At 46.8% G+C, this 25,379-nt stretch carries 24 protein-coding genes; 12 read left to right on the forward strand and 12 right to left on the reverse strand.

What is annotated here, in order from left to right:
• Window positions 1–20 precede the first annotated feature (20 nt).
• Window positions 21–1,205 (forward strand): formate-dependent phosphoribosylglycinamide formyltransferase, encoded by a 1,185-nt coding sequence (gene purT, locus QM717_RS01800; RefSeq protein ID WP_415034912.1) that lies wholly within the window; start codon window positions 21–23, stop codon window positions 1,203–1,205.
• Window positions 1,206–1,208: 3 nt separating this feature from the next.
• Entirely contained in the window at window positions 1,209–1,559 is a 351-nt protein-coding gene (locus tag QM717_RS01805) for a DUF6370 family protein (RefSeq protein WP_415034238.1), read from the forward strand.
• Window positions 1,560–1,586: 27 nt separating this feature from the next.
• Here the strand turns inward: QM717_RS01805 and QM717_RS01810 are convergent, their stop codons facing one another.
• Both QM717_RS01810 and QM717_RS01815 read right to left on the reverse strand, forming a co-directional pair.
• Complete coding sequence (locus tag QM717_RS01810) at window positions 1,587–2,141, reverse strand: sugar O-acetyltransferase (RefSeq protein ID WP_415034240.1); 555 nt, start codon at window positions 2,139–2,141, stop codon at window positions 1,587–1,589.
• Window positions 2,142–2,194: 53 nt separating this feature from the next.
• Window positions 2,195–3,058: a helix-turn-helix domain-containing protein gene (locus tag QM717_RS01815; RefSeq protein ID WP_415034242.1), complete on the reverse strand. Its 864-nt coding sequence runs from the start codon at window positions 3,056–3,058 to the stop codon at window positions 2,195–2,197.
• Between the two features lie 89 nt (window positions 3,059–3,147).
• On the opposite strand from QM717_RS01815, the gene QM717_RS01820 reads away from it, so the two are divergent.
• From QM717_RS01820 to fabD, 6 genes are all read left to right on the forward strand, one after another.
• On the forward strand, window positions 3,148–3,504 hold the full coding sequence (locus QM717_RS01820; RefSeq protein WP_415034244.1) for a DUF983 domain-containing protein: 357 nt from the start codon (window positions 3,148–3,150) through the stop codon (window positions 3,502–3,504).
• Window positions 3,505–3,668: 164 nt separating this feature from the next.
• Window positions 3,669–4,343, forward strand: a complete 675-nt coding sequence (locus QM717_RS01825) for a response regulator transcription factor (RefSeq protein ID WP_415034246.1) — start codon at window positions 3,669–3,671, stop codon at window positions 4,341–4,343.
• 3 nt (window positions 4,344–4,346) lie between these two features.
• Window positions 4,347–5,708, forward strand: coding sequence for an ATP-binding protein (locus QM717_RS01830; protein ID WP_415034248.1), 1,362 nt, complete (start codon window positions 4,347–4,349; stop codon window positions 5,706–5,708).
• A gap of 97 nt (window positions 5,709–5,805) precedes the next feature.
• Window positions 5,806–6,528, forward strand: coding sequence for a hypothetical protein (locus tag QM717_RS01835; RefSeq protein ID WP_415034250.1), 723 nt, complete (start codon window positions 5,806–5,808; stop codon window positions 6,526–6,528).
• 39 nt (window positions 6,529–6,567) lie between these two features.
• Window positions 6,568–7,494 carry a bestrophin family protein gene (locus tag QM717_RS01840; RefSeq protein WP_415034252.1) on the forward strand — a complete coding sequence of 309 codons (927 nt, stop codon included), beginning with the start codon at window positions 6,568–6,570 and terminating at the stop codon, window positions 7,492–7,494.
• A gap of 72 nt (window positions 7,495–7,566) precedes the next feature.
• On the forward strand, window positions 7,567–8,442 hold the full coding sequence (gene fabD, locus QM717_RS01845; RefSeq protein WP_415034254.1) for an ACP S-malonyltransferase: 876 nt from the start codon (window positions 7,567–7,569) through the stop codon (window positions 8,440–8,442).
• 112 nt (window positions 8,443–8,554) lie between these two features.
• On the opposite strand, the gene galE is transcribed toward fabD, so the two are convergent.
• The 3 genes from galE to QM717_RS01860 are packed head-to-tail and all read right to left on the reverse strand — an operon-like array spanning window position 8,555 to window position 11,159.
• Complete coding sequence (galE, locus tag QM717_RS01850; RefSeq protein WP_415034256.1) at window positions 8,555–9,568, reverse strand: UDP-glucose 4-epimerase GalE; 1,014 nt, start codon at window positions 9,566–9,568, stop codon at window positions 8,555–8,557.
• 18 nt (window positions 9,569–9,586) lie between these two features.
• Window positions 9,587–10,027: a hypothetical protein gene (locus QM717_RS01855; protein ID WP_415034258.1), complete on the reverse strand. Its 441-nt coding sequence runs from the start codon at window positions 10,025–10,027 to the stop codon at window positions 9,587–9,589.
• 1 nt (window position 10,028) lies between these two features.
• A complete protein-coding gene (locus QM717_RS01860; RefSeq protein WP_415034260.1) occupies window positions 10,029–11,159 on the reverse strand; it encodes a DegT/DnrJ/EryC1/StrS family aminotransferase in 1,131 nt (376 codons plus the stop codon).
• Window positions 11,160–11,258: 99 nt separating this feature from the next.
• On the opposite strand from QM717_RS01860, the gene QM717_RS01865 reads away from it, so the two are divergent.
• The 4 genes from QM717_RS01865 to QM717_RS01880 all read left to right on the forward strand — a co-directional run bounded on the left by QM717_RS01865 (window position 11,259) and on the right by QM717_RS01880 (window position 15,537).
• Complete coding sequence (locus QM717_RS01865) at window positions 11,259–12,503, forward strand: 3-deoxy-D-manno-octulosonic acid transferase (protein WP_415034262.1); 1,245 nt, start codon at window positions 11,259–11,261, stop codon at window positions 12,501–12,503.
• Window positions 12,487–12,939, forward strand: coding sequence for a GNAT family N-acetyltransferase (locus QM717_RS01870; RefSeq protein ID WP_415034264.1), 453 nt, complete (start codon window positions 12,487–12,489; stop codon window positions 12,937–12,939). Before QM717_RS01865 ends, QM717_RS01870 begins: the two co-directional genes overlap by 17 nt.
• 10 nt (window positions 12,940–12,949) lie before the next feature.
• Entirely contained in the window at window positions 12,950–15,088 is a 2,139-nt protein-coding gene (locus QM717_RS01875; RefSeq protein WP_415034266.1) for a S46 family peptidase, read from the forward strand.
• A gap of 206 nt (window positions 15,089–15,294) precedes the next feature.
• A complete protein-coding gene (locus tag QM717_RS01880; protein WP_415034268.1) occupies window positions 15,295–15,537 on the forward strand; it encodes a hypothetical protein in 243 nt (80 codons plus the stop codon).
• Window positions 15,538–15,657: 120 nt separating this feature from the next.
• On the opposite strand, the gene QM717_RS01885 is transcribed toward QM717_RS01880, so the two are convergent.
• The 7 genes from QM717_RS01885 to QM717_RS01915 form a co-directional block, all read right to left on the reverse strand.
• Window positions 15,658–16,029, reverse strand: a complete 372-nt coding sequence (locus QM717_RS01885) for a DUF1508 domain-containing protein (protein WP_415034270.1) — start codon at window positions 16,027–16,029, stop codon at window positions 15,658–15,660.
• 106 nt (window positions 16,030–16,135) lie between these two features.
• Window positions 16,136–18,067 (reverse strand): LTA synthase family protein, encoded by a 1,932-nt coding sequence (locus tag QM717_RS01890; RefSeq protein ID WP_415034272.1) that lies wholly within the window; start codon window positions 18,065–18,067, stop codon window positions 16,136–16,138.
• Between the two features lie 120 nt (window positions 18,068–18,187).
• Complete coding sequence (locus tag QM717_RS01895; protein WP_415034274.1) at window positions 18,188–18,952, reverse strand: phosphatase PAP2 family protein; 765 nt, start codon at window positions 18,950–18,952, stop codon at window positions 18,188–18,190.
• Between the two features lie 104 nt (window positions 18,953–19,056).
• Window positions 19,057–20,049 carry a phosphatase PAP2 family protein gene (locus QM717_RS01900; protein WP_415034276.1) on the reverse strand — a complete coding sequence of 331 codons (993 nt, stop codon included), beginning with the start codon at window positions 20,047–20,049 and terminating at the stop codon, window positions 19,057–19,059.
• 22 nt (window positions 20,050–20,071) lie between these two features.
• Entirely contained in the window at window positions 20,072–20,953 is an 882-nt protein-coding gene (locus tag QM717_RS01905) for a diacylglycerol/lipid kinase family protein (protein ID WP_415034278.1), read from the reverse strand.
• A complete protein-coding gene (locus QM717_RS01910) occupies window positions 20,950–22,899 on the reverse strand; it encodes an LTA synthase family protein (protein WP_415034280.1) in 1,950 nt (649 codons plus the stop codon). The genes QM717_RS01905 and QM717_RS01910 overlap by 4 nt, the downstream gene beginning before the upstream one ends.
• 64 nt (window positions 22,900–22,963) lie before the next feature.
• The gene (locus QM717_RS01915; protein ID WP_415034282.1) at window positions 22,964–25,372 is read right to left on the reverse strand and encodes an outer membrane beta-barrel protein; all 2,409 of its coding nucleotides are present in this window, start codon (window positions 25,370–25,372) and stop codon (window positions 22,964–22,966) included.
• Window positions 25,373–25,379: the final 7 nt, after the last annotated feature.

The following is a 25,379-nucleotide window of genomic DNA, read 5'->3' on the forward strand; positions in this document are numbered from 1 at the left end:
GTCGATTAACGAATTATGAAATAACAAACAACAACACAATGCAAAAGAAAATACTCCTACTCGGCTCCGGCGAACTCGGCAAAGAATTCGTCATCGCCGCCCAACGCATCGGCCAAACCGTCATCGCGGTCGACAGTTACGAAAATGCCCCGGCCATGCAGGTCGCGCACGGTTTTGAAGTCATCAACATGCTCGATGGTCTAGAACTCGACCGCATCGTCGCCAAACACCGACCCGACTTCATCGTCCCCGAAATCGAAGCGATACGCACCGAGCGCTTTTACGATTACGAAAAACAAGGCATTACTGTCGTTCCTTCCGCAAAAGCCGCCAACTTTACGATGAACCGAAAGGCCATCCGCGATTTGGCCGCCAAAGAACTCGGGCTCAAGACCGCCAATTACCGTTACGCGACGACCGCCCAAGAATTGCAACAAGCGGTTTCCGAAGTCGGTATTCCGTGTGTCGTCAAGCCGCTGATGTCGTCTTCGGGCAAAGGCCAATCGACAATCAAATCGGAAAGCGATATCGAAAAAGCCTGGAATTATGCGGTGGAAGGTTCGCGTGGCGATGTCGTCGAAGTCATCGTCGAGGCATTTGTCAAATTCAACTCCGAAATCACTTTATTGACTGTCACCCAAAACGGAAATCCTACTTTATTCTGCGCCCCAATCGGGCACCGCCAGGAACGCGGCGATTACCAGGAAAGCTGGCAACCCGCGGTCGTTTCCGACAAAGACTTGTTTGAAGCGCAGGACATGGCCGAAAAAGTCACCGAGGCTTTGGGTGGCGCCGGTTTGTTTGGCGTCGAATTTTTCCTCGCCGACGATGGCGTGTATTTCTCGGAATTGTCCCCACGTCCACACGACACCGGCATGGTAACCTTGGCCGGGACGCAAAACTTCAACGAATTCGAATTGCATTTGCGCGCCATCCTGAGCCTGCCGATTTTTGAAATCAAATTGGAAAAAACCGGGGCAAGTGCCGTGATCTTGGCTTCGGGGGATTCCCAAAACCCAACTTATTCCGGAATCGAAGAATTGGCGGCCTTACCCAAAACCGATTTCCGTATCTTTGGGAAACCGACTTCAAGACCTTACCGCAGAATGGGTGTCGCACTGATGAGCGACACGCTGGAAACACCGGCCCAAGAAGTAGTCGAGCGCGCGAAAGTCGCCGCCAAAATGGTAACCGTAAATCTTTAAACAATGAAAAAAATAATCCCTATCGTATTTTTCCTGTGCGCATTGGCCGCTCAGGCACAAGACAAAAAAATTGAAAAACAAACCGTCGACGCTTCCTGCGGCCAATGCAAGTTTGGCATGAAAAGCAAAAAAGGCTGTGATTTGGCCGTCCGCATCGACAACCAGACTTATTTCGTCGAAGGTGCAAAAATGGACCAATTTGGCGACGCACACGGCCACGACGGCATGTGCAACACCGTACGTAAAGCCGAAGTCAGCGGCGAAATCAAAGGCGACAAATTCATCGCGAGCAGTTTCAAAGTGCTTCCGGTTACGGGCCACAAACACGACGCGCACGACGGACACCAACACTAAACAAAAGCGGACTTCGGTTTGCTTTTTTTATTCCTTTAAACTTCTGATCACTTTCGCCGGATTGCCCACCGCGAGCGAATCGTCGGGAATGTCCTTGGTCACGACCGCGCCCGCGCCGATCACGCATCGGTTGCCGATGGTTACGCCTGGACAAATGACTGCATTGCCGCCAATCCAGCAATCGTCGCCGATGGAAACCGGTTTCGAGAATTCGATGGTTCGCCTTTCGATTGCATCAAGCGGATGCGAAGCGGCATAAATATGCGCACCGGGTCCGAAAAATACGTTGTTCCCGATTTTGATTTTCATCGTGTCGAGCACGACGCAATTGACATTGAAATAGACATTCTCGCCCGACTCGATGTTGTAGCCGTAATCACAATGGAACGGCGGCTCGATGTAGGTGCGTTTGTGCGCGTTGGGCAAAAGCTGGCGCAAAATCTGTCGCGCCTTGCCATTCATCAGGTATTCGGTGACGTTGAGTTGGTGCAGCAATTTCTTGGCCCTGGTGCGCTCTGCGGTGAGTTCTTTGTCGTTGGCGAAATAGCTTTGGCCGGCGAGCATTTTTTCTTTTTCGGTCATCTTGCTTGTTTTACTGCAAAGGTCGCGAAGTCTTTCGCAAAGATTGCAAAGTTTTAAATCGATAATTTTTTCTTCCTGAAATCGGTCGGTGAAGTTCCGGTTTGCTTTTTAAAGAAGCGCGAGAAATAGGAATAATCCTCGAAGCCGAGCGCATCGGCGATTTCATTGACCGAAAGCTGCCGGTCGGCGAGCATGCGTTTGATTTCGAGCACGACGCGTTCGGCGATGACTTCGGTGGCGGTCTTGCCCAAGATTTCGTTGCAGATGCGGTTCAAATGTTTCAAGGTAATGCTGAGTCGGTCGGCGTAAAACGAAGGTCCTTTTTCGCGGCGAAAATACTGTTCGAGCAGCCTTTCAAATTGTTGGATTTTAAGGTTGTAAGGATGCGTTTGGTGCGCATCGAATTTAGCGTAGGAATGGGTAATTTCAATGTGAATGCAATCGAGCAGGTTGAGCATTCTGTCCTGCTGTCGCATTCCGGCTGGTTGCGCCATCATGAGGTTGAAATAGTGCAACACCGATTCGATTTCATTTTCGTTTAGGACCATTTCGGGTTGGGTTTTGGCCGAACCGTAAAACGGGTAATCGGTCAGGTTTTTATTCCCGAAGTACAGGTTGTACAATTCGCCCGAATAAATGACGACAAATCCGTCGATGTCTTCGGATAAATTCCAGTGGTGCAATTGCCCGGGCTGCAATACGAACAGGCTGCCGCGTCGGATTTGGTAGACATCAAAATCGACTTCATGTGTTCCGGTGCCCTGCGTAAAAAACAGCAGCAAATGTGAATTGTGTCGGTGCGGTTCTTCCACAAAAGCATGATTTTTCAGGTGTTCCTGAAACGTATTGACATACAAATCCTCGTGGATGGAATTGCATTTGAAATTATGGACTTCGTATATCGGATACTTAACCATGTCTGAATTGTGCTAGTATTGGCGAAGGTATGAAAATAAAGATTGCGTTGTTCATCCGTACCTTTGAATCAACAATAAACACTTTCATCATGTCTTACGCAATTTTCAACATACTAGGCAACAAATGTCCGAATTGTCACAAAGGAAAAGTCTTCAACGAAAGTCTTTTCGCGTTTGGATTTCCCAAAATGAACAAGGAATGCAGCCATTGCCACACGAGTTTCAATAAAGAACCGGGCTATTTTTTTGGCGCGATGTACATGAATTACATGCTCAATGTCGCACAGGGCATCGCGGTGTATTTCATCGCACGGCCTTTCTTCACGGAGACTTTCGATTTGCGGATTTTCCCGATCATCGCAGGCGTATTGGTTTTGCTGACGTTCTTCAACATCCGCGTGGCGCGTCTGCTGTGGATTTACATCTTCAAGAATTACGCGACCTAAACCGGATGCCGTCTTCGCAATAAATCAACAAAATCATTCGGATATCAGCAATAAACAATGCAAATAAATCAGCATCCGGCAAATCGGCTTACGAATAATGCATTTTAGCAAAAGTTTTAGAAATCGGTCTTTATTTTTGTCCCCCAACGATTTAAAGCAAGCGCATGAAATTACTTTTGGTGGAAGACGAGCCGCAACTGTTATCGGTAATCCGGAGAGGATTTTCGGAAAAAGGCCATGAGGTGAGCGCCGCAATGGATGGCACGACCGCACTCACGATGCTCGAAAACCACCATTTCGATGCGGTGATCCTCGATTTGATGCTGCCCGACATCAACGGACTCGAAATCTGCCGCCGACTGCGTGCTGCCGGAAATTTCACGCCAATCCTAATGCTGACCGCACTTTCCAGTACCGAAAACATCGTGACCGGTTTGCAGGCCGGCGCCGACGATTACCTCGGCAAACCGTTTAAATTCTCTGAACTCGAAGCCCGCATCATGGCCTTGCTGCGTCGCGCGGGACAGGAGCACAAGCAGCCCGACACGATTGAAATCGACGACCTTGAGATTGACCTCAGGGCCAAATCGGTCAAGCGCGGCGACGATTCGATCCAGCTCACGGCCAAGGAGTTTGGGTTGCTGCACTATTTGGCGCGCAACAGCCACACGATTGTGTCGCGCGAACAAATCCTCGACAATGTGTGGGACATCAATTTTGACATGGGCACGAACGTGGTCGACGTCTACATCAATTACCTGCGCAAGAAAATCGACAAACCGTACAACAACAAACTCATCCACACGATCAAGGGTCTGGGTTATGTGCTCAAACCTTAATTTATGCAGATCCGCAAACGCATCACCATTACTTATGTGACTTTATCGGTGCTCAGTACTTTGCTGCTGTGCCTGGCCGTGTTGGTCTTGTTTCGCCAGAACAACCGTTATTATTTCATCAAGCGTTTGCAGGACCGCGCCAAGATCGTCGCTTCGATCCATTACCAGAACGACCCGAAGAAAGCCGAATACTACCGCAAGCTCAAAAGCGAAGGACTCGAGGAATTGATCGACGAGAAAGATTTTGTGCTCAAGGTCAATGGGGAAAACTCCTTCGAATTGAACACCGAACTGGAATTGCCCGTCGAATTCTACACCGATGTGCTGCGCAACCAATCGGGTTGGGTCGAGGACAACCACCGTTATTATTACGGACAGATTTTCGACGAATCGGGACAAAAATACATCGTCATCATTACGGCCAAGGACCGAAGGGGCGATTTGAGTACGCTCTACATCATCCGGATTTTGTTCATCGGCGGGGTCGCTTTCATCATTTTGGCGTATTTCCTCGGACGGTTTCTCGCACGTCGCGTCGTGCATCCGGTATCGCAGATTACACGCGAAGTCAAACGCATCAGCGCATCGAATCTGCACAACCGTTTGCCGCAACCCGAAAACCAGGATGAAATGTCCGATTTGACTTTGACGTTCAACGACATGCTCGACCGCCTCGAAACCTCTTTTGAAATCCAGGCCAATTTCATCAACAATGCCTCGCACGAACTCAAGACCCCGATTGCGACGATTGTGGCCGAAGCCGAGATCATGCTCTCGAAAACGCGCGAACCCGAAGCCTATCAGGAAGCGCTGACCGTCATTTACCACCAGGCCACGCGACTCGGCAACCTGACCGAAAGCCTGCTCAAGCTCACGCAAACGGGTTACGACGGACAGAAACAGGTCAAGGATGTGGCGCGTCTTGACGAATTGTTGTTCGATGTCAAGGCCGAACTCGACAAATTGTTGCCCGACAACCGCATCATCGTCAGGCTCGAGGATTTACCCGATGACGAAGCACAATTGTTATTGCCGTGCAACCGTCCGCTCATTGAGCTCGCGTTGTCGAACATCATTTCGAACGGGGTCAAATACAGCAACAATGAGACGGTTTTTGTGACGTTGTCGGTGCAGGAAAATCAACTGATGGTTACGATTTCCGATATCGGAATCGGCATCCCGCCCGAAGACATTCCGCATTTGTACGAACCATTCTTCCGTGGCAAGGAAGCTTCGCGTTACAACGGCTACGGACTCGGTTTGCCGCTTGCGATGAAAATCATCCGCATGCACAACGGCGAGATCAAAATCCAGTCGCAACCCGAACAGGGCACCATTGTGACCATCGTGTTTCGTAAAGATTAGAATTTCTAATGTAGATTCTAACGGCATTCTAATTTTACTTTAAGCTGTCTCTAAAACGCAGGTTGTTGTTTTGCAAGTGTAATCAAAAACACTTGTCATGAAAAACATCCTCCTCCTTTCGACCCTGCAAGAAGATACGCTCAATGCACTCAAGACTGCGTTGGCACAAGCCGAAGACCAACCGCTGACCATCGTTTTGATGCTGCTGCACGAAACACCCAATGACGTTTCGGCCGCGTTTTGGCTGCGCAAGATGCAAAGCAACTTTACACCATTTGAAGAAAGCATCCTCGCACAATGCCAACAGATGGCTTCATTTCATCCGAACTGCAAATTGCGCATCCAACAACAGTTTTCGTTATCAGGACCGTTGCTGCGCCATTTGATGGAAACGTTCGAAATCGGGTTGATCATCGTGCCGCAGTCGTTCCTCAAATCGACCAAATCGCAAAACAAGTATTGCCTGCAATTACTCAAAAAAGGACACACGCCCATTTTACAATTGCCCGCCGAGCTTGAGGAAAGCCGGTTTTCAAAAGCGCTCTATCTTGAAAATGAAGAATCGAACGTGCCTGTGGCGGATTTGCCCAAAATGGCGGGCGGACATTTCTCGTTCCGAATCATCAGCCAGGCGAAGATTTTCGATCTCAACAACCAACAGGAAATGACGCCGGTCTACAATACGATCCACAAAAATGGCATCGATTTGTTGATCGAAACACGAAAACCCAAAAAAATAAGAACCTCCCAAAAAAACAAACCTGCGCTCAACGACCATTTCGGACTGCCAGTATTGTCGGTTTGTGAATCGGCTTACTAACCAAAATTCATCCTTATGCTCCTCAAGAAAAAAATACCTATGAAATATGTCCTGGGAAAAATCAGGACCGAATTGATCCTTGTTTTTTTATACGCCGCGGCGTTTTCGATCGTCCATCATTTTTATGGATCGATTGCGCTCGAAATCCCGATTGCGATTCCGACGATTGTCGGTACGGTGATTTCATTATTGCTGGCGTTCAAATCGAACCAAGCGTATGACCGTTGGTGGGAAGCACGCATCATTTGGGGCGCGGTGGTCAACGATTCGCGTACGTTGCTGCGACAAGTGATCGCGTTTTACAAAGACCCAGATTTTTCGGACGAGGCCAATCACTTTAAAGAAAGTTTCGCCAAAAGACAAGCGGCCTGGTGCCACAGCCTTTCGCAATCGTTGCGCGGCAAAGACCCGATCAAGGCGGCACGCCAACTGCTCAATGAAGAAGAAATGCAGTTCGTACAGCGCCACAAACACGTGCCCAATGCCATCCTGATGCTGCACGCCAAAGCGTTGACACAGGCCACACAGGACGACAAATTCAATACGTTCCAACAGGTGGAAATCGACAACACACTGACGCGGCTTTGCGATTCAATGGGCAAATGCGAACGCATCAAGAACACGATTTTCCCGACGACCTACAGCATGTACATTAGATTCACCTTGTGTTTGTTCATCATCTTGTTGCCGTTTGGTGTCGCACAGCATTTGGGCTGGCTACAGATTCCGGTGGTCGTTACCTTGGGTGCGGCTTTTTTCCTGATCGAGAAGATGGCCATCCATTTACAGGATCCGTTCGAGAGCCGTCCGACCGATACGCCGATGACCGCCATTTCGAACAACATCGAGAACAATTTGCTGCAGATGGTCAATGAATTCCGCGAGGAATACGAACACCAAATGCCTGAAAGCAAAACCAAAACACCCCACATCGAACCGTTACAGAATGCTTATTTCGTTTTATAGTTTTGTTCATTTGTCTCGGAAACGTATACCAAAAAGTTTTATTTTTGTTCACTCTAAACAAAAGAACAGACTATGAAAGCATACGTTTTCCCAGGACAAGGCGCCCAATTCACAGGCATGGGCAAGGACCTATACGAACAATCCGATTTGGCGAAAGAACTTTTCGAGCGTGCCAATGAAATCCTCGGTTTCCGCATCACCGACATCATGTTTGAAGGCTCGGCCGACGAGCTTAAACAGACGAAAGTGACGCAGCCTGCGATTTTCCTGCATTCGGTGATTTTGGCCAAAACGATGAACGAAACCTTCAAGCCAGAAATGGTGGCGGGTCATTCCTTGGGTGAATTTTCTGCCTTGGTGGCCAACGGTGCCCTGTCATTCGAAGACGGACTCAAACTCGTTTCCCAACGTGCGATGGCGATGCAGAAAGCGTGTGAAATTACGCCTTCGACCATGGCTGCGGTTTTGGGACTCGATGATGCGAAAGTCGAAGAAGTCTGCGCCTCGATTGATGGCGTGGTCGTTCCGGCCAATTACAACTGCCCGGGACAACTCGTGATTTCGGGTGAAACCGGTGCGGTGGAAAGGGCCTGCGAAGCAATGAAAGCCGCTGGTGCGAAAAGAGCATTGATTTTACCCGTCGGCGGTGCGTTCCATTCGCCGATGATGGAACCCGCACGCGAGGAATTGGCTGCCGCAATCGAAGCGACGCATTTCTCCCAACCGATCTGCCCGGTGTACCAAAATGTCCCTGCCAATGCCGTTTCGGATCCGGCGGAAATCAAGAAAAATTTGATCATCCAACTCACGGCTCCGGTCAAATGGACACAATCGGTGCAACAGATGATCAAGGACGGCGCGACTTTGTTTACCGAAGTCGGACCAGGCAACGTGTTGCAGGGATTGGTCAAGAAGATTGACAATACCGCGGAAGTAGCGAGTGCTTGATTTCCAGATTATCGGATTTTTAGATTTTTAGAAATACCATATAAATAAAAACTCCCGAATTATGTCGGGAGTTTTTTATTCTGATGATCTGAAAATCTGAGTATCTGAAAATCTAACTTCTGATTTTCTGCTCCCATTTCCAGGCGCTAGTCAAACCATCTTCCAAGGTCGATTTGGCTTTCCAACCCAAGACGTTGTTCGCTTTGTCGGTATTGGCGTAGGCCGTGATAATGTCGCCTTCACGTCGTCCGACAATTTGGTAAGGCAACGGTTTACCGCTGACTTTTTCGAAGGTCGTGATGACTTCCAGGACCGAACTTCCGGTGCCGGTGCCAAGGTTGAACGTCTCGACCTTATCTACATTTTTCTTATTGATCAATCTTTGCAACGCGACCACGTGGGCTTTGGCCAAATCGACTACGTGAATATAATCGCGAATGCAAGTTCCGTCAGTCGTTGGATAATCATCGCCATAGACCGACAATTGTTCGCGGATACCGATTCCGGTTTGCGTAATGAACGGCACGAGATTTTGTGGAACGCCAATCGGCAATTCCCCGATGTGTGCCGATGGATGGGCCCCGATCGGGTTGAAATAACGCAACAATATCGAATTGATGCGGCTGACCTTGCAGGTTTCGGTGATGATTTCCTCGCCGATCTGCTTGGTATTCCCGTAAGGCGACAAAGCCGGTTTTACGGGCGCACTTTCAGTAATCGGCATGACATCGGCCTCGCCATAAACGGTGCACGATGAGCTGAAGATGAAATTCGCCGATTCCATTTTCTGCAATTCCTGCAGAATATAAACGAGCGTATTGATGTTGTTTTCGTAGTACAAGAGCGGATTTTCGACGCTTTCATTGACCGCTTTCGAAGCCGCGAAATGAATCACACCGGCCAAATCCGAATGACGGGCGAAGAAATCCTGTACAGCCGCCTTTTCGCGCAAATCCATTTTCTCGAACAACGGTTTTTTGCCCGTAACGGCCACGATGCCATCGAGTACTTTTTCTGATGAGTTGGAAAGGTTGTCGATGATGACCACCTCGAAACCTTCATTCTGCAATTCGACTACGGTATGCGAGCCGATAAAACCTAAACCTCCTGTAACTAATACTTTCATATCGATATAATTTGAGTCTTATTTAGAATTGTTGATGTCAAATTGGAAAAGCTGCTTCCCATCGGCATCCATGACAAAATACCGCACCGTGATTTTATTGTCCCGGAAGGCTTTCATCGTGGGGTTTTCGTTGTAATACTTTTGGGTATTGGACATGGCCAGTTTTTTTAGTGATTCCACGAGGACTTTGGGCGAATTCTTATCGATTTCCATCAAAGTCATGTTGTATTGGACCGTTCTTACATCAATGAATTCGATGTTTTCTGCCCTGACGCCCGGTTCAATCTCCATTGGAAATTTCTTGTTGAACTCGTCGATTTGGGTCCGCATCATTTTTTCCTGATGCGTTTGTTTGGGCAAAATGGACGGCAGCACATATTTGGTTCCGAAAAATGCAAGCCCGAATGTCACCACAAAAATGAGGAGCTGTTTGCCGATTGGTTTTTTGGGTTGTTCCATGTTAGCCCAAAAATTCCAGGATGCTGTTGGTAATAAAACCGATTTGTTCGTCATCGAGTTCGGTGTGCATCGGCAACGAAATCACTTCCTTGACCAATTGGTTGGTCACCGGAAAGTCTTCTTCCCTGTATCTCGGATCGAGATATGCTTTCTGGGCATGCAGCGGAATCGGATAATAAATCGCACACGGGATGCCTTTGTCGAGCAAATGCTGCATCAACGCATTTCGGTCGGCGTCGATGATGCGCAAGGTGTATTGGTGGAACACATGGCTGTCTTTATCGCCGGTAATCACTGGCGTAACGATGTTTTTATGATTGGCCAAAGCCGCAGAATATTTGGCTGCCGCCAATTGACGTGCGTCGTTGTATTGGTCCAAAAGCGGCAATTTCGCGTTCAAAACCGCAGCTTGAATACTGTCTAATCTTGAATTCACACCGACTACATCGTGGTGGTAACGCACGTACATGCCGTGGTTGACGATACCGCGCAACGTATGGGCGAGTGCATCGTCGTTGGTAAAAATCGCACCACCGTCGCCGTAACAACCGAGGTTTTTAGACGGGAAGAACGAAGTGGATGCCACGTGACCGATCACGCCTACTTTTTGCTTCGAACCATCAGCCGATTTATAATTGGCACCGATGGCCTGTGCGTTGTCTTCAATCACATACAAATTATGTTGCTTGGCCAAAGCCATGATTTCATCCATATTGGCCGCCTGCCCGAACAAATGTACGGGAACAATCGCTTTGGTTTTGGGCGTAATCGCCTTTTTGATTGCCTCGATCGAGATGTTGAACGTGTCCATATCTACATCGACGAGAACCGGGGTCAATTGCAAAAGCGCAATCACCTCGACGGTGGCGGCAAACGTAAAATCGGCAGTGATGACTTCGTCTCCGGGTTGCAAACCGAGTCCCATCATCGCAATTTGGAGGGCATCGGTACCATTGGCACATGGAATCACGTGCTTGCATCCCAAATAATCTTCGAGGTTTTTCTGGAACGAATGCACCTGCGGTCCGTTGATGTAAGTGTTGGTATCGAGTACTTCCTGGATCGAAGCGTTGACGGTATTTTTGATCTGTTCGTATTGCCCCTTGAGGTCAACCATCTGGATTTTTTTCATGGTATGCTAAAATTAAACTAGGCAAAACTACTAATTAAATGACGGACGGCAATGAAATTTCTATAAAGTGGTGTATTTTAGCGACACAATTCACGCACTATGTTTTTCATCTACGATTTGTTGGTTTCAACGGCAGGGCTGGCCCTCAAAATCATCGCATTGTTCAGTCCGAAGATGAAACTTTTTGTCGAAGGAAGAAAAACGGTTTTCGGCACTTTATCCGATAAAATCAAGCCTTCCGACCAAACGATTTGGTTCCATGCCGCGTCTTTGGGCGAATACGAACAAGGCTTGCCCGTGATTGAAAAAATCAAGGAGAAACACCCGAACCACAAAATCGTGTTGACGTTTTTTTCGCCTTCGGGTTATGAGGTCCGGAAGAACAATGCGGTGGCCGATGTGACAGTTTATTTGCCATTGGATACGAAATCGAATGCGCGGAAATTTCTCGATGAGGCGCGTCCCGATTTGGCATTTTTCATCAAATACGAATATTGGCCGAATTATTTGGATGAATTGAAAAAACGCCAAATCAAGACCTATCTGATTTCGGGCATTTTCCGCGAAAAGCAACTGTTTTTCAAATGGTACGGCGGATTTTACCGAAAAGCACTCGACACATTCGAACACTTTTTTGTGCAGAATATGCACTCGAAAGAACTGCTTTTGCAATTGGGCAAAACCAATGTGACGGTTTCGGGCGATACGCGATTCGACCGTGTCGCGGCGATTTTGGAAAAGGACAATACACTCGATTTTATCTCCGAATTTAAAAATGACACGCTCGCAATCGTCGTTGGAAGTTCGTGGCCGAAGGACGAAAGTTTGCTCGTGAATTACATCAATTCAACACCGCATTCCGTTAAATTCATCATCGCGCCGCACAACATCAAGAGTGAACAAATCCAGCAATTGCGGAATTCGATTTCCAAAAAAGTCGTGTTGTTTTCGGAAAAAGAAGGAAAAAATCTTTCCGATTTCGATGTCTTTCTCATTGACACAATCGGCATTTTGACCAAAATTTACAGCTATGCCGACATCGCTTATGTGGGCGGCGGCTTTGGCAATCCGGGCGTACACAACATTTTGGAGCCCGCCACTTTCGGCGTCCCGATTGTGATTGGTCCCAATTTTTCGCATTTCGCCGAAGCGACGGCGCTCGTTGGAAACGGCGGTTGCATTTCAATCGCCAATCAAAATGAGCTTGACGAAGCATTCGAAAATTTAATCCGAAACGAAGACATCAGACACGAAAAAGGCAACATCTGCAGCACCTTTGTCCAGATGAACAAGAATGCGACGCAAATCATTTTGAAACAAATTTCCGATGGCAGCGACGTATAGACCGGTTTCGAAAAACGACATCGGGATTGCGGTTTCGATGATGCAGGAATTTTACGCGATCGACGATTATCCGATCGATATCGAACAATCGAAAAAGTTATTTGAACGGTTTATCGCAGATGAAAAACTCGGAAAAGCTTGGCTCATTTGGGATGAAAATGAAATTGTTGGCTACATTATCCTGACCTTCGTTTTTAGTTTCGAATACGGCGGATTGATTGCATTCGTGGACGAACTGTACATTTCAGAACGTGCGCGCGGCAAAGGTTTGGGCAAATCGAGCATCGAATTCATGAAGGCCGAAGCCCAAAAATTAGAACTCAAATTGTTGTACCTCGAAGTCGAGCACCACAATTCGAACGCACAAAAATTATATCTTTCGGCCGGATTTTCGGAGCACAAACGAAAGCTCATGTATTATAAAACACCTAATTAAACACCATACTATGAAATTTTTAAGACTGCTTCTTTTATTGTTCGTCATCCAAACGCAGGCGCAGCAAGGCGGCATGTGGCTCCCGAATTTGCTTTCGGGCATGAACGAGAAGGAAATGAAAAACCTCGGCATGAAAATGTCTGTTGCTGATATTTACGACGTCAACAAATCGAGTTTGAAGGACGCCGTTCCGCATTTCAATGGCGGCTGTACCTCGGAAGTGATTTCGCCCAAAGGGCTTTTGCTGACCAACCACCATTGCGGTTTCGATGAAATCCAGTCGCATTCCTCGGTCGAACACGATTACATCACGAACGGATTTTGGGCCTACAAGATGGAAGACGAATTGCCGAACAAGGATTTGGTGGTGACCTTCATCGTTCGCATCGAAGACGTGACGGCCAAAGTTTTGGATGGCACGCAATCGTTGACCGAAGCCGATAAGCAGAAAAAAATCCAGGAAAACATCCAATCCTTGAGCACTTCGCTGCCCAAGGAAAGCTGGCAGGAAAACCGGATCCGTACATTTTATGAAGGCAACCAGTACATTTTGTTCGTGACCGAAACGTTCAAGGATGTTCGTTTGGTGGGCGCGCCGCCTTCCTCGGTTGGAAAATTCGGAAGCGATACCGACAACTGGGTTTGGCCGAGACATACGGGCGACTTTTCGTTGTTCCGCATCTATGCCGACAAAAACAACCGTCCCGCCGATTATTCGAAAGACAATGTTCCGTATACACCGAAACATTATTTCCCGATTTCACTGGACGGGGTCAAAGAAAACGATTTTACACTCGTGTTCGGTTATCCGGGCAGGACGACCGAGTATTTGCCAGCGGTAGCCGTTGAGCAAATCCTCAATGAAGTCAACCCGGCGCGAATCGAGGTGCGCGATGCGGCCCTCAAAGTCGAGGATGGTTTTATGAGAAAAGACAACGCGATCAAAATCCAATATGCGTCGAAGTATGCGAGCATCGCCAACTATTGGAAGAAATGGATCGGCGAATCGCAAGGTTTGAAAAAATCGAATGCAGTGGCGGTCAAGAAAAAACAGGAGGTCGAATTTACGAACAAGGTCAACAAAGCCGGCAAGCAAGCCGAATATGGAAACTTATTGGCCGATTTCGACAAGGCTTACAAAGAAATCGCGCCTTACACCTTGGCGCGCGAATATTTCCTAGAAGTCGTGTTGCGCAACACCGAATTGCTCAGCGTGACCTACAAAATGTACCAGCTCGAACAAATCTACAACACCAAGGGCGAACAATCGTTCAACGACCGTCGCAAGAATTTGGCCGACGGATTGGGGGATTTCTACAAAGATTTCAACAAAACTGTGGACGAGAAGGTGTTTGAACAACTGATTGACATTTATTCGAAAAAATATCCGAAGCCATTTTTACCGGCAAGCTTGGCCAATATCGATGCGAAAAAACTGAGCGCCGACCTCTACAGCCAATCGAAAATGACGAGTTACGATGGCGTCAAGCAGTTGCTCACCGGAGACAGCAAAACGGTTTTGGCCAACCTCAACAACGACCCCGCGTTTAAACTGGTCAAGGACATGGCCGATAAATTCGTCAAGGAGGTCGCACCTAAATACGACGAGCTCAACCTCAAGATTACGGCTTTGCAACGCACCTATATGAAAGCGCAGTTGGAACTCAACAAAGAGGCACGCATCTTCCCGGATGCCAACAGCACCTTGCGCGTGACGTATGGCAAGGTCAAAGGCTACGCCCCAAAAGACGCGACGATTTATACCCCGACGACTTACCTCGACGGCGTGATGGAAAAGTATATTCCGGGCGATTATGAATTCGATGTTCCAGCGAAACTCATTGAACTTTACAATAAGAAAGATTACGGGCCGTATGGCGAAAATGGAAAAATGCCGGTGTGTTTTATCGGGACCAACCATACCACGGGAGGCAATTCGGGCAGCCCGGCCATTGATGCCAAAGGCAACTTGATCGGCCTCAATTTTGACCGTGTTTGGGAAGGAACGATGAGCGATATTTATTACGATCCGGCCATCTGCAGGAACGTTATGGTAGACATACGTTACGTTTTATTCATCATCGACAAGTACGCCGGCGCCAAAAATTTGATCCAGGAAATGAAATTGGTTCACCCAAAAGCCAAATAACAAATTGATTATTAGATTTTTAAATATTTTTCGATTCAATTCAGAAATATTTTGCTCAATGTTGTTTTTTGGCACGGTACTTGGTAGCGAAAAACCAGTGGTGACAGATTGCGTTTTTTGAAAAAAAAATTCGAAAATAATTTTAAGTATTAAAAAATTTATATCTTTGCCTCGAATTAATAATTAACCTTTTATAATTAAGTAAGATGAAAAAAGTATTTTTAAGTTTGGCTGCTATCGCTGCATTGACTGTTGTATCTTGTAAACAAGCTGAAGCTCCTGCAGAAGAGGCTCCAGTAACTGAAGAAGTTGCTCCTGCTGTTGAGGAAACTGCTGCTGTAGCTGATTCAGCTGCTGCTGTAGCTACTGACGCTGCTGCTACTGCTACTGACGCTGCTGCAACTGCTACTGATGCTGCTGCTACTGCTAAAGAAGAAGTAAAAAAATAATTAGGAACTCCTAATTTATTTAAAAGCCACGTTTAACGTGGCTTTTTTATTGGTATCTATTTCAAAAACAAAAGCCGATGGAACTCCGTCGGCTTTTGTTTTATGGCAATGTTGGTTGGTTTATTCGTCTGCGAATACCAAATCGGCATCGGGAAAGGCGAGGCTTTCTTCGGAGAAGTCCAGCGTTTCGGCTTGCGCTACGTATTTAAGGATTTCATCGATCCCTTTTTGGAGTAATAATTCGGTGGTAAACTTGCGGCTGTTGGCCAACACCAACCCTTCCCTCGAAATCCTGAAAAAATATTTCCCGCCCGCATTCCTTACTTTGGTAAACGTAAAGGCCGCCGTATTGGTCTTGATTTCTTCGATGATCCGTTCGCTATCCGATTTGAATTTGCAGCCAATGCTCGTGAAAATGGTTTTCCCTTTCCTGGATGCAAAAATAAACTTGTAATCCCCGTTCAGCCTTTTGCTGATGACAAATGCACCCATATTATTTGAAGTCGTTTCGTACGCGAAAATCAAACAAAATTTCGACTGATAATAGACTTCTCAAAAATCTTATTCACAGAATTTATAAACAGCCCATGCCCGAAACCTATTTCGGTAGTCGATAGGCGCGTTTTTGATACAATTGGAAAGCAGCCACCACATGGGCCAACGCATCCTTGGCCATTTCGTGATTCAATTTGACAGCGGTAAACACAGTATCGTTTTGCACTTTGAACTGCAGCGGCTCTTTATTGGGCTGCATGACCACGACCTCATTTCCGACCCGGAAAGCATTGATGTCATGAAACTGCATGATGGCCCGACCTGGAACAGCATCAGGAAGCCGGAACAAATCCCTGCCCGGCATTGGCGTTTGCAGTGGCATCCTCATTTTTCCGAGCAAGGTAGGCTGGATATCGATTTGGCTGCACAGCTTGTCGTATCGGGTGTTTTTTGAAATTCCGGGCCCAATCATCAAGGCCGGAATGTGGAATTTGTGGATCGGCACAAGGTGTTTGCCGTAAGTGCGTGTATTGTGGTCGGCGACAATTACGAAGATGGTATTTTTGTAATAGCTTTCTTTTTGGGCCAAGTCAAAGAATTTCCCGATGGCATAGTCGGCATATTTCATCGCGTTGTGTACCGAATTTTTGGGACTGTCATAAGGTTTGATGCGGCCTTCCGGATATTCGAAAGGTTCGTGGTTCGACGATGAAAAAATAAGCGACACAAAAGGCTTTTCGCTCAAAGATTTAAAATAATCATTGGCCCTGGTCATCACATCCTCATCCGACCAACCCCAAGTACCGTGAAACGCACTTTTTGCCGTGTCAAAATCGTTTTCATCGATGATCTTGCCAAAGCCATTTCCGTTGAAAAACGAAGCCATATTATCGAAATTGGCCATGCCTCCGTAAATAAAACTGGTATCGTATCCTTTCTGCTTGAGCAGGGCCGCAATCGTATAGAAATCCTTTTGCGAATTGCTGAGCTTGACCACGCTTTCGGACGGCGAGGGCAAAAACCCGGTAACGACCGCTTCGATACCACGGACACTGCGGGTTCCAGTAGCATAAAGGTTGGTAAACAATGTTCCTTCTTTGGTCAGTTTGTCGAATTCGGGCGTTAAAGGCAAACCTCCCAATGCGCCCACATATTCGGCCCCAAGGCTTTCTTCGAGTATAATCACCACGTTATACGGCTTTGCAGCAATGGAATCTGGTTTCTGCACATGCAAAAAAGGGATTTCCTTGTCGGTAAAATCGGCCGGGTCCACCGCCATGTATTTTTTTACGCGGGCAATGGCCTCGTTGTAATCCATCTTGCCGTACATTTTTTCTGAATTGCTTTCATTCTTGATGGAATAAGCCGCAAAAGCCACCGTATACAGCGAATTGAGTGCCATCGAATTGGTCAGTTGGTCCATCGAAAATACCGCGTTGCTCGCATTGATCGGCCGTTTGGAAGTCAAGCTCGAGCGTGCGCCCCAAAAGAGCAGGAACGCGACGATGGGAAACCACAGCAGTTTGATTTTATAAGCCGTCGGGCGAACGGCAAAAAGGAACCTTCGCTTTTTCAACAATCCGTAGACAAAACCGCCAAGGACCAATACCGTCAATACAATCGACATCAGGTAACTTTTGAACAATGTCCCCAAAACTTCTTTCGGATAAATCAGGTAATCGAGGAATAATTTGTTGGGGCGCGTATCGTATTCGTGGATGAAATCGGGTGTGGCCAACTCCATCAACAACAGCAAAGCCAAGAAGACAATAAAATAACCGTTTAAAAAACGTTGGCATTTTTGCAACAGGGCATCGGGCAACAAAACCGATAGCAGTACGGGAAGCACAAGCAGGTAGCTCATCAGGATCAAATCCATTCGCAATCCTATCGGAAAAATGTACCAGTAATTTTCTGTCTCCAGCACCCTGTCATTGAACAAGATGAAAAGACAAAAACGACTCAAAGTAGTGAGCAACAGTCCGATCAAAAGAAAATGCAAAACCGGTCTTAAAAACTGTAATTTACGCATCATAAGATAGATTAGAGGGTTCACTTTCGCGAGCCATTGATTTGGGGGGCTAACTTATTTTTGAATTTTGAATTCTTTCTGAATTGTAAAGTTAATGTAAAGTTTTACTTAACTTTCTATAGCTTAAAAAACTTTAACTAATCCAATTCCCACATGCTGGCCGTCGTAAAAAGGACTCATCGCCGTCGTCGATTTTTTATCCTTGTCGCCAAAAATTTTGCGTGTCAGATAGGGATTGACCCAGTAGGCAATCTTGGCACTCAAAATCCCTATTCCTGCACCCGCGGCGACATCGGTCAACCAATGCCGGTTGTTGTACATGCGGAACAAGCCCGTTCCCGTGGCCACCGCATAACCTGCAATGCCATACCAAACCGATTGGTTCTTGTATTCCTGCATCATCATTTCGGCGCCCGCAAAAGCGGTGGCTGTATGCCCTGAAGGAAAGGAATTGCGTGAAGTGCCGTCGGGCCGCTCGATTTTGGTCATTGATTTCAATCCCAGCACGGTCGAGGACAAAATCAGGTAAGAAGTCGCCATAATCACTGCGCGGTCACGGAAACTGTGCTTGGCTTTTATCCCGGCAGCATCGAGCGCAAAAACAGAGGCCGCCGGGGCATATTGGGCAAAATCATCGAGGGTGAGTTTTTCGTCAATGTCTTCGGTGACTTCTTCGCGGATTTCCGAATTGAAGGTCTTGAGCTGATCGCTCTCGATACCGATGACACCATAGCCGATCAATACGGCCGGAATAATTAACGGTTTGTAATTGAATTTACGTTTAGCAATCGTATCGGTGCGGATACTGTCATTTTCAACTACCGATTGTGCCAGGCACAGGCTTTTACTGCCCGCCAGCAAACAAAAACATACAACAAATTTCTTCATTTTGGAATGATTTACAATGAAGTAGTTTTAGATCATTCGTGTGGATTTGTTTTTAAATTGTAAGCAAACCTAAAATGGGAATCTGAATTAATTTTGAATCGGACTTAAAAAGTGACGCTGGCCCCAAAAACCGATGTACTGGCCAACCGGCTCATGCTGTAATTCCATTTGAAAGTGGTTGGCTGGGCTCCGATTCCATTTTTACTGATTTTAGTAATTCGTCTCTCGGCTATCGTTTTCCCGATGACATAACCGGTAAGAATACCCAGCGGATAATCTGAAATCCAATGCACCTTGGTACTGACCATATTCAAGGCCAACAAGGCACCCAAAGTATACCCGACCGGCTTTATCCAGGTGATTTCGGGATAATTGATCGCGATTACCATCAGCGCGGCTACATAAGTCGCCAAATGCCCGGAAGGCATCGCATCATAATTGGGCGTGTCTCTTTGGTAATCCGAAAAACTTGGGAAAAAATGCCATGCGCCTCCATCGTTTCCTTGTGGATTGGCACGAACCGGACTTTGCCTGCCCGTGATTCGTTTGATCGTCTGTGTGGCGATGCCCGTGGCAATCAAACATTCGATCAGCTCCGATGAAGTGTGGCGGGCGCGGTAATCTTCTGGATCCAGAAGCGAGATCGTGTAAAACATACCGCTCAACAAAATGGTCGTGCCGCCGTTGCCCACATAATACACCGCTGAGTTGATGTTTTGGGGTACGATATTCAATCCGAGGAATTTGCTATACGCATGGTCTTCATCCCAACCGCCAAGCCGGTCGCCAAAGCGTTGCGATTCATCTTGAATTTGTTGGTCGAAAGGCAACAGCAACGCAGTACTCCCGATCACAGCAGCATCCAAAACCAGGTTTTCCTTTTGAATGGTAAACTTTCCGAACGCGTAAATATCTGCCGGTATGTATTTGATTTTTTGCCAAAACCGTGGCTTGGCATAGGCATAATAATGGTCAGGGGTTAGGTCGTAAAGACGGTGTTGCAAACTGTCGTTCGAAACCTGCTGCGCCTGCAAACTAAAACCAGAGAAAGCAAGTAGTACCGCATTGAAAAGAAAACATCTGCACACCAAACCCATAATCCGCATTTTTAGTTAGCCCTTAAGGCACCAACACCTTCAACCCTTTCCTGGCTATCGATACCTTGAGGGTATTGGTTTTGAAGTTGTGGAACTCCCCGTCGATCTGCACATCCATGAAAATGGTATCCGGTTGTTCGAGGTAAAGGTCCTGGATCAAGAAATGTTTCCCGTATTTGAACTTTTCGACTTGGTTCCTTAAGACATAATAACCCAAAACCAGTTTTTGAATCAATGGTATTTTAGGAACCAGGAACAAATTCAACCATCCGTCCTGAAGGCTTGCCTTGGGCGTCAGGCTCATGTTGTACCCCATCTCATTGGAATTGGAAACAAACAACAAAAACGGCTCGCTGCTGCTGACCTGATTGCCATAGGTATGCATCGTGCGTCTGGGCTGGTATTGAAGGCTTGAAGCCAAAGCCGCCTTGATATAGGCGGTCAGTGTACGTTTGCCGTTGTGTTCATAGTGCTTGATGATGGTCGCATCAATGCCAATACCCATGTTGCTAAAAAAATAACGGTCGTTCACCGTCCCCACATCAATAAAATTGACATTCCCTTTCTTGATGATACCGAATGCTTTTTCCATATCCCTGGGGATGGCCAAATTGGAAGCCAAGCCGTTGCCCGATCCTACCGGCACAATCCCGAGCTTGATGTTGCTGTTGACCAAGCTCGACGCCACTTCATTGATCGTACCGTCGCCGCCGCAAGCGATGATGTAATCCGGTTTTTGTGTCTTGGCCATTTGGGCCAGTTCGATGGCGTGCCCTTTGTGTTTGGTATAGTCAATGGCGATGTCAAACTCCGACCGCGGAAAAAAATCGCGGATCATCGAGGCAGTCAAATTGTGCTTGCCGTTTCCGGAAATGGGATTGACGATAAAATGAATCCGAATCATTGCTTCAACAGTTTATTGGTAAACAAATAATCGGCGGTTTGGTACCAGGAAATCGTCTCCTCCAAAAAGAATTTTTCCATGACAATCGGCTCCAAATGGTTGTTCCATAGATAAAATGCTTGTTTTTTCTGATCCGAAAGCACCATCGCCTTTTTGTTTTTCACCAATGCCAATTTGCGATAAGTACCCAGCAATGCCCTTTGCTCAAAATTGGGATCAAGCACATCCTTGCCGAAAAAATTGGACTCATAACTCCAATGGAACAACGAAAACATGGTAGGCCAAAGATCGATCTGCGAACAAAGTTTGTCTATTTTTTGATGCGCTTCCCCCGAATTGACAATAAAAGCCGGAATATGGTAATTGGCCACATCGACTTCGTCTTTGCCCGCGCTTTTGGCACAGTGGTCGGCTATAATAACAAATACGGTATTTTTGAACCAGGGCTTGCTTTTGGCCTTTTGAAACAATTGCTTCAACGCATAATCGGTGTATTTTACGGCGCCTTCACGGCTGATGCCCGAAGGAATGTCAATCTTGCCCGACGGATAGGTATACGGCCTGTGATTGGAAGTGGTCATGATAAAATTGAAAAACGGTTGGTTGCCCGCGTACTTTTCATCGGCTACCTTGATCATTTTGTCAAACAGGTCTTCGTCGCAAATTCCCCAAGCATTTTCAAACGTAACTTCATCGTCTTCGATATTGTTTCGCGTGGTTTTGATGGCATCGCTGAGCACACTGCCCCGACCGCGATCATAGATGTTGAAACCGTTGCCGCCGAAATACGCATTCATGTTGTCAAAATAGCCATCGCCTCCATAAAAGAAATTGCAATCGTATTGTTTGCTTTTAAAAACACTGCAAACGGTATAGAGGTTTTGGTTGTCGGGCCGTTTTACGATGCTTTGTCCCGGTGTCGGCGGAATGCACAAGGTTACAGCTTCCATACCGCGAACAGTCCGGGTTCCGGTAGCATACAGGTTTTGAAACGAAATACTTTTCTGCGCGAGGCTGTCCAAAAAAGGCGTGTTGTTTTGCGTACTCCCGAATTCCTTCAAAAAACTCGCACTAAGGCTTTCCACCAAAATGAAAACCACATTTTTCTTCTCATCCGATGGTGAACTGTCGGTTATACTTCGGCGGATCGAAAAACCATCGTTTTGGAACTTTACATTCGAAGCTTCGAGTTTTTTCCTGACCAAACCAAAGGCTTTTTTATTTTCGATGGAAGTATAAAACTCGGTATACTTCATCTGGTTGTTGCGAAATGCGGCAAAAAAGGAATAAATCCCCGACTTTGAAATCTCGGAATTGTAGCGATTGGCAGACCATTCCGCCTCATGATTGTCCACACATCCGATGTAAAATAGCGACAGGAATAAAGCCGAACCCAGTAGGACGATCCGACTTTTCCTTGTCGCAGGCTGCAAAAAAGCTACAGTAAAAGCGTTTCTTTTGTAAAACAAAAACAGTACGAGTACGGTAAGCAACAATATGCCGCCGATCAACAACGGCAACGGATAAGATTCCCGTATATTCGAGACGACCTCATGGGTGTAAATCAAGTAATCGACCGCGATAAAATTGAACCGCGTCTTGAATTCTTCCCAAAAAGTCAGTTCGGCAAAAAAGGTGAATACCAAAATGAAGGTGGTCAGTGTGGTAAAAACCCAGACCAAAACCCTGTCGGTCCAAGATCCGATCCATCGATTGGGAAAAACCGAAAAATAAACAATCCCCGGAAAACAAATCAAAACAATCGTTCCCACATCAAAAAACAAACCCGTCACCAGCGTCCTTGCCACGTCCAGAATATTCCAGGACACTTCATCGTACTGCCAGGCGAAAAAAACGATCCGCAGCAGCAAGGAAACAATCAGGAACCAGCCGATGAAATGGAATAGCAGTGAAAATCTTTGGGGAAATGAAATTCTAGTCAACATATTAATCTCAATTTGTGGCAAGTTTCAAACACAATTTTGAATTTAATTTGAATTCGATTCGGTGTTAAAATTTATAACTGTAACCCAAGCGAACTGCCTGTGTTTCATAATAATCCTTGCTGGTGTACCGAAAATCATTGCCCGAAATTTCTTTGCGGACCACCAACGAATTGAGCACATCGGAAGCATTGATGAAAAACTCACCCTTGCCGTCCTGGATTGTTTTTTTAACCCCAAGGTCTATCGAGAAACGCGCGCCCGTCTTTCCCTGCGGAACGATGTCGGGGGCAAGCCATACGCCCGACAATTGCGCGCTGAGTGTTTTGGAAAAACGCAGCGTATTGTTGCTTTTGAGGTTTCCAGAAAAAGACTCCTGCTTGGCCACATCAAATTCCACCGCGACCGGATAACGGTTCTTGACCGTAAAACGATCGATCACACTGTGGTAAAAATTGCCATTGAAGTTCATCGTGTACCAAGAGGTCCATTCTTTCGAATAAGCAAGCTCCACCCCGGTGCTGTAACTCTCATCGGCATTTTGAAAAACGGCATAAATCAAATGGCTTCCCGGTGCCGTTGTGGCAATCCTGCAGATGGTTCCATCGACCGATTTATTATAAATCGACACGAACAAATAACCATTTCGGAGCGTCCTGCGAAAACCCAACTCGAATGAATTGGTGAATTGCGGCAGCAGCGCGGGGTTTCCTACCTTGATGATTTCGGCATCGTCGTATTTGGGAAAAATCCGGATGTCGACCTCATTGGGCCGGTCTACACGCCGGTTGTAGAAAACCGAAAGCTTGTTCTTGTCATCGAATTTATAGGCAAATCGCACATTGGGAAACGGCTCTGAATAATCATAGCCGTCGCTGCTGTACACCGGATGGTTCGGATTGACGTCATAGCGCAACCGGATGTATTCCATGCGCAGACCCAATTCTGCTTCGATGGTTTGGTTCTCGTAAATGTAATTTCCATAAAGGGCCGGAATGATTTCCTTGTAGGTCGCCTTGCCGCCAGCCTCCGAATCCAACGGCGACTGAAGGCCCGGAAAAAATTGCATATTGGTCGGGATTTCACGGTTCCTGAACTTGACCCCGGCCTCAACGCGCCCATATTTAAGCGGCTTGACATAATCAAAATTGAAATCGATTACACGCTCATCCGACAACAGCTTGAAGGAATCCTCGCCCGTAAATGCCGGCACAACGTTGGTAAAAAAATATTTCTCGTCTTCGCGATGGAAGGTATAATTGACCCCGGCCTGAAACAAGTGGCCCGGCTCCGAGAATTGGTGCCGCCAGGTTGCCGAAGCCATGCGCGTCGTCTTGAGTTCGTCTTCGAGAAACTGCCACAACCGCAATCGCTGCGAATAATCGGCATTGAAAAAAGGCTGGTCACCATGGTCGATGATTTTTTCGCTGCCAAACATCCCCGACAACGTAATGGTGTTGGTCTCGCTGGGATTCCAGTCCAAACCCGCTTTGACGGTCGTAAAATGCGTATCGCGGTTGCGTTTCAATTGTTGGTTGACCACCGTACCGTCATTGTAGGTCCGGGTCGTAAACTCGTTTTTATTGAGCGTTTCGGTGTAAAGGTAATCGCCCTGGAAAAAAGCATTGATCTTGTTTTTTCTGTAATTGAGCGACAGCGTCGGATTGATTTTGGGTGTCATGCGGTACTGCGGCCGGATGGTCGGCAGATTGGACTTCCTTTCCCACAATGCACCCAATCCAGAAGCCAATCCGGCTTTTCCGTTCCAGCCTTCCTGTTTGTTTTTCTTGTAAATGATGTTGATGATTCCCGCATTTCCATTGGCCTCATATTTAGCCGACGGATTGTTGATGATTTCAATCCTTTCAATGGCCGATGAAGCCATGTTGTCGAGCCCCGATTGGTTTCCGAAACCCGTCATGGCCGTCTGTTTACCGTCTACCAGGATGGTCACCTTATCGTTGCCGCGCAGTTGCACTTTTCCGTCCTGAACCGTGACACCAGGCAAATTCTGTACAACCTGCAACACCGATCCGCCGCTTTGCGCAATATTGTCCGCGACAGCAAATGTTTTCTTGTCCATTTTCACAACGCTCGTCTCTGTTTTTGCAGCAACCGTAACTTCATCCAGTGCATTGGCTTCTTCTTCGATTTCGATGGTTCCGAGATCCAAAAAATCGGTCATCGAACCCACAAAAAGTTTCTGCGCAATGGTTTTGTAACCAATAAAACTGAATTGCAGATGGTAATTCCCGGGAATGATTCCAGCCAAGACAAACCGGCCGTTGTCTTGCGTTACAGTGCCTTGCATAAAAACACCGTCCCCCGATTGAAGCACAACATTTACATACGGGACAAACATTTTGGTATGCCGGTCCTTGACGCCGCCCGACACCGTAACGTGCCGGTCTTGCGCTTGTGCTTGGAGACAATAAAATGATACTAAAAAAAGGAATGCCTTCCATCTGAATCCCATCGGTCTT

The organism is Flavobacterium sp. (genome assembly GCF_047602195.1).
Lineage (GTDB): Bacteria > Bacteroidota > Bacteroidia > Flavobacteriales > Flavobacteriaceae > Flavobacterium.

Excerpts from the sequence above, each read along its gene's own strand:
- QM717_RS01805 (WP_415034238.1), top strand. The coding sequence starts at position 1,209 with ATGAAAAAAATAATCCCTATCGTATTTTTCCTGTGCGCATTGGCCGCT.
- QM717_RS01810 (WP_415034240.1), bottom strand. The coding sequence starts at position 2,141 with ATGACCGAAAAAGAAAAAATGCTCGCCGGCCAAAGCTATTTCGCCAAC.
- QM717_RS01815 (WP_415034242.1), bottom strand. The coding sequence starts at position 3,058 with ATGGTTAAGTATCCGATATACGAAGTCCATAATTTCAAATGCAATTCC.
- QM717_RS01820 (WP_415034244.1), top strand. The coding sequence starts at position 3,148 with ATGTCTTACGCAATTTTCAACATACTAGGCAACAAATGTCCGAATTGT.
- QM717_RS01825 (WP_415034246.1), top strand. The coding sequence starts at position 3,669 with ATGAAATTACTTTTGGTGGAAGACGAGCCGCAACTGTTATCGGTAATC.
- QM717_RS01830 (WP_415034248.1), top strand. The coding sequence starts at position 4,347 with ATGCAGATCCGCAAACGCATCACCATTACTTATGTGACTTTATCGGTG.
- QM717_RS01835 (WP_415034250.1), top strand. The coding sequence starts at position 5,806 with ATGAAAAACATCCTCCTCCTTTCGACCCTGCAAGAAGATACGCTCAAT.
- QM717_RS01840 (WP_415034252.1), top strand. The coding sequence starts at position 6,568 with ATGAAATATGTCCTGGGAAAAATCAGGACCGAATTGATCCTTGTTTTT.
- fabD (WP_415034254.1), top strand. The coding sequence starts at position 7,567 with ATGAAAGCATACGTTTTCCCAGGACAAGGCGCCCAATTCACAGGCATG.
- galE (WP_415034256.1), bottom strand. The coding sequence starts at position 9,568 with ATGAAAGTATTAGTTACAGGAGGTTTAGGTTTTATCGGCTCGCATACC.
- QM717_RS01855 (WP_415034258.1), bottom strand. The coding sequence starts at position 10,027 with ATGGAACAACCCAAAAAACCAATCGGCAAACAGCTCCTCATTTTTGTG.
- QM717_RS01860 (WP_415034260.1), bottom strand. The coding sequence starts at position 11,159 with ATGAAAAAAATCCAGATGGTTGACCTCAAGGGGCAATACGAACAGATC.
- QM717_RS01865 (WP_415034262.1), top strand. The coding sequence starts at position 11,259 with ATGTTTTTCATCTACGATTTGTTGGTTTCAACGGCAGGGCTGGCCCTC.
- QM717_RS01870 (WP_415034264.1), top strand. The coding sequence starts at position 12,487 with ATGGCAGCGACGTATAGACCGGTTTCGAAAAACGACATCGGGATTGCG.
- QM717_RS01875 (WP_415034266.1), top strand. The coding sequence starts at position 12,950 with ATGAAATTTTTAAGACTGCTTCTTTTATTGTTCGTCATCCAAACGCAG.
- QM717_RS01880 (WP_415034268.1), top strand. The coding sequence starts at position 15,295 with ATGAAAAAAGTATTTTTAAGTTTGGCTGCTATCGCTGCATTGACTGTT.
- QM717_RS01885 (WP_415034270.1), bottom strand. The coding sequence starts at position 16,029 with ATGGGTGCATTTGTCATCAGCAAAAGGCTGAACGGGGATTACAAGTTT.
- QM717_RS01890 (WP_415034272.1), bottom strand. The coding sequence starts at position 18,067 with ATGATGCGTAAATTACAGTTTTTAAGACCGGTTTTGCATTTTCTTTTG.
- QM717_RS01895 (WP_415034274.1), bottom strand. The coding sequence starts at position 18,952 with ATGAAGAAATTTGTTGTATGTTTTTGTTTGCTGGCGGGCAGTAAAAGC.
- QM717_RS01900 (WP_415034276.1), bottom strand. The coding sequence starts at position 20,049 with ATGGGTTTGGTGTGCAGATGTTTTCTTTTCAATGCGGTACTACTTGCT.
- QM717_RS01905 (WP_415034278.1), bottom strand. The coding sequence starts at position 20,953 with ATGATTCGGATTCATTTTATCGTCAATCCCATTTCCGGAAACGGCAAG.
- QM717_RS01910 (WP_415034280.1), bottom strand. The coding sequence starts at position 22,899 with ATGTTGACTAGAATTTCATTTCCCCAAAGATTTTCACTGCTATTCCAT.
- QM717_RS01915 (WP_415034282.1), bottom strand. The coding sequence starts at position 25,372 with ATGGGATTCAGATGGAAGGCATTCCTTTTTTTAGTATCATTTTATTGT.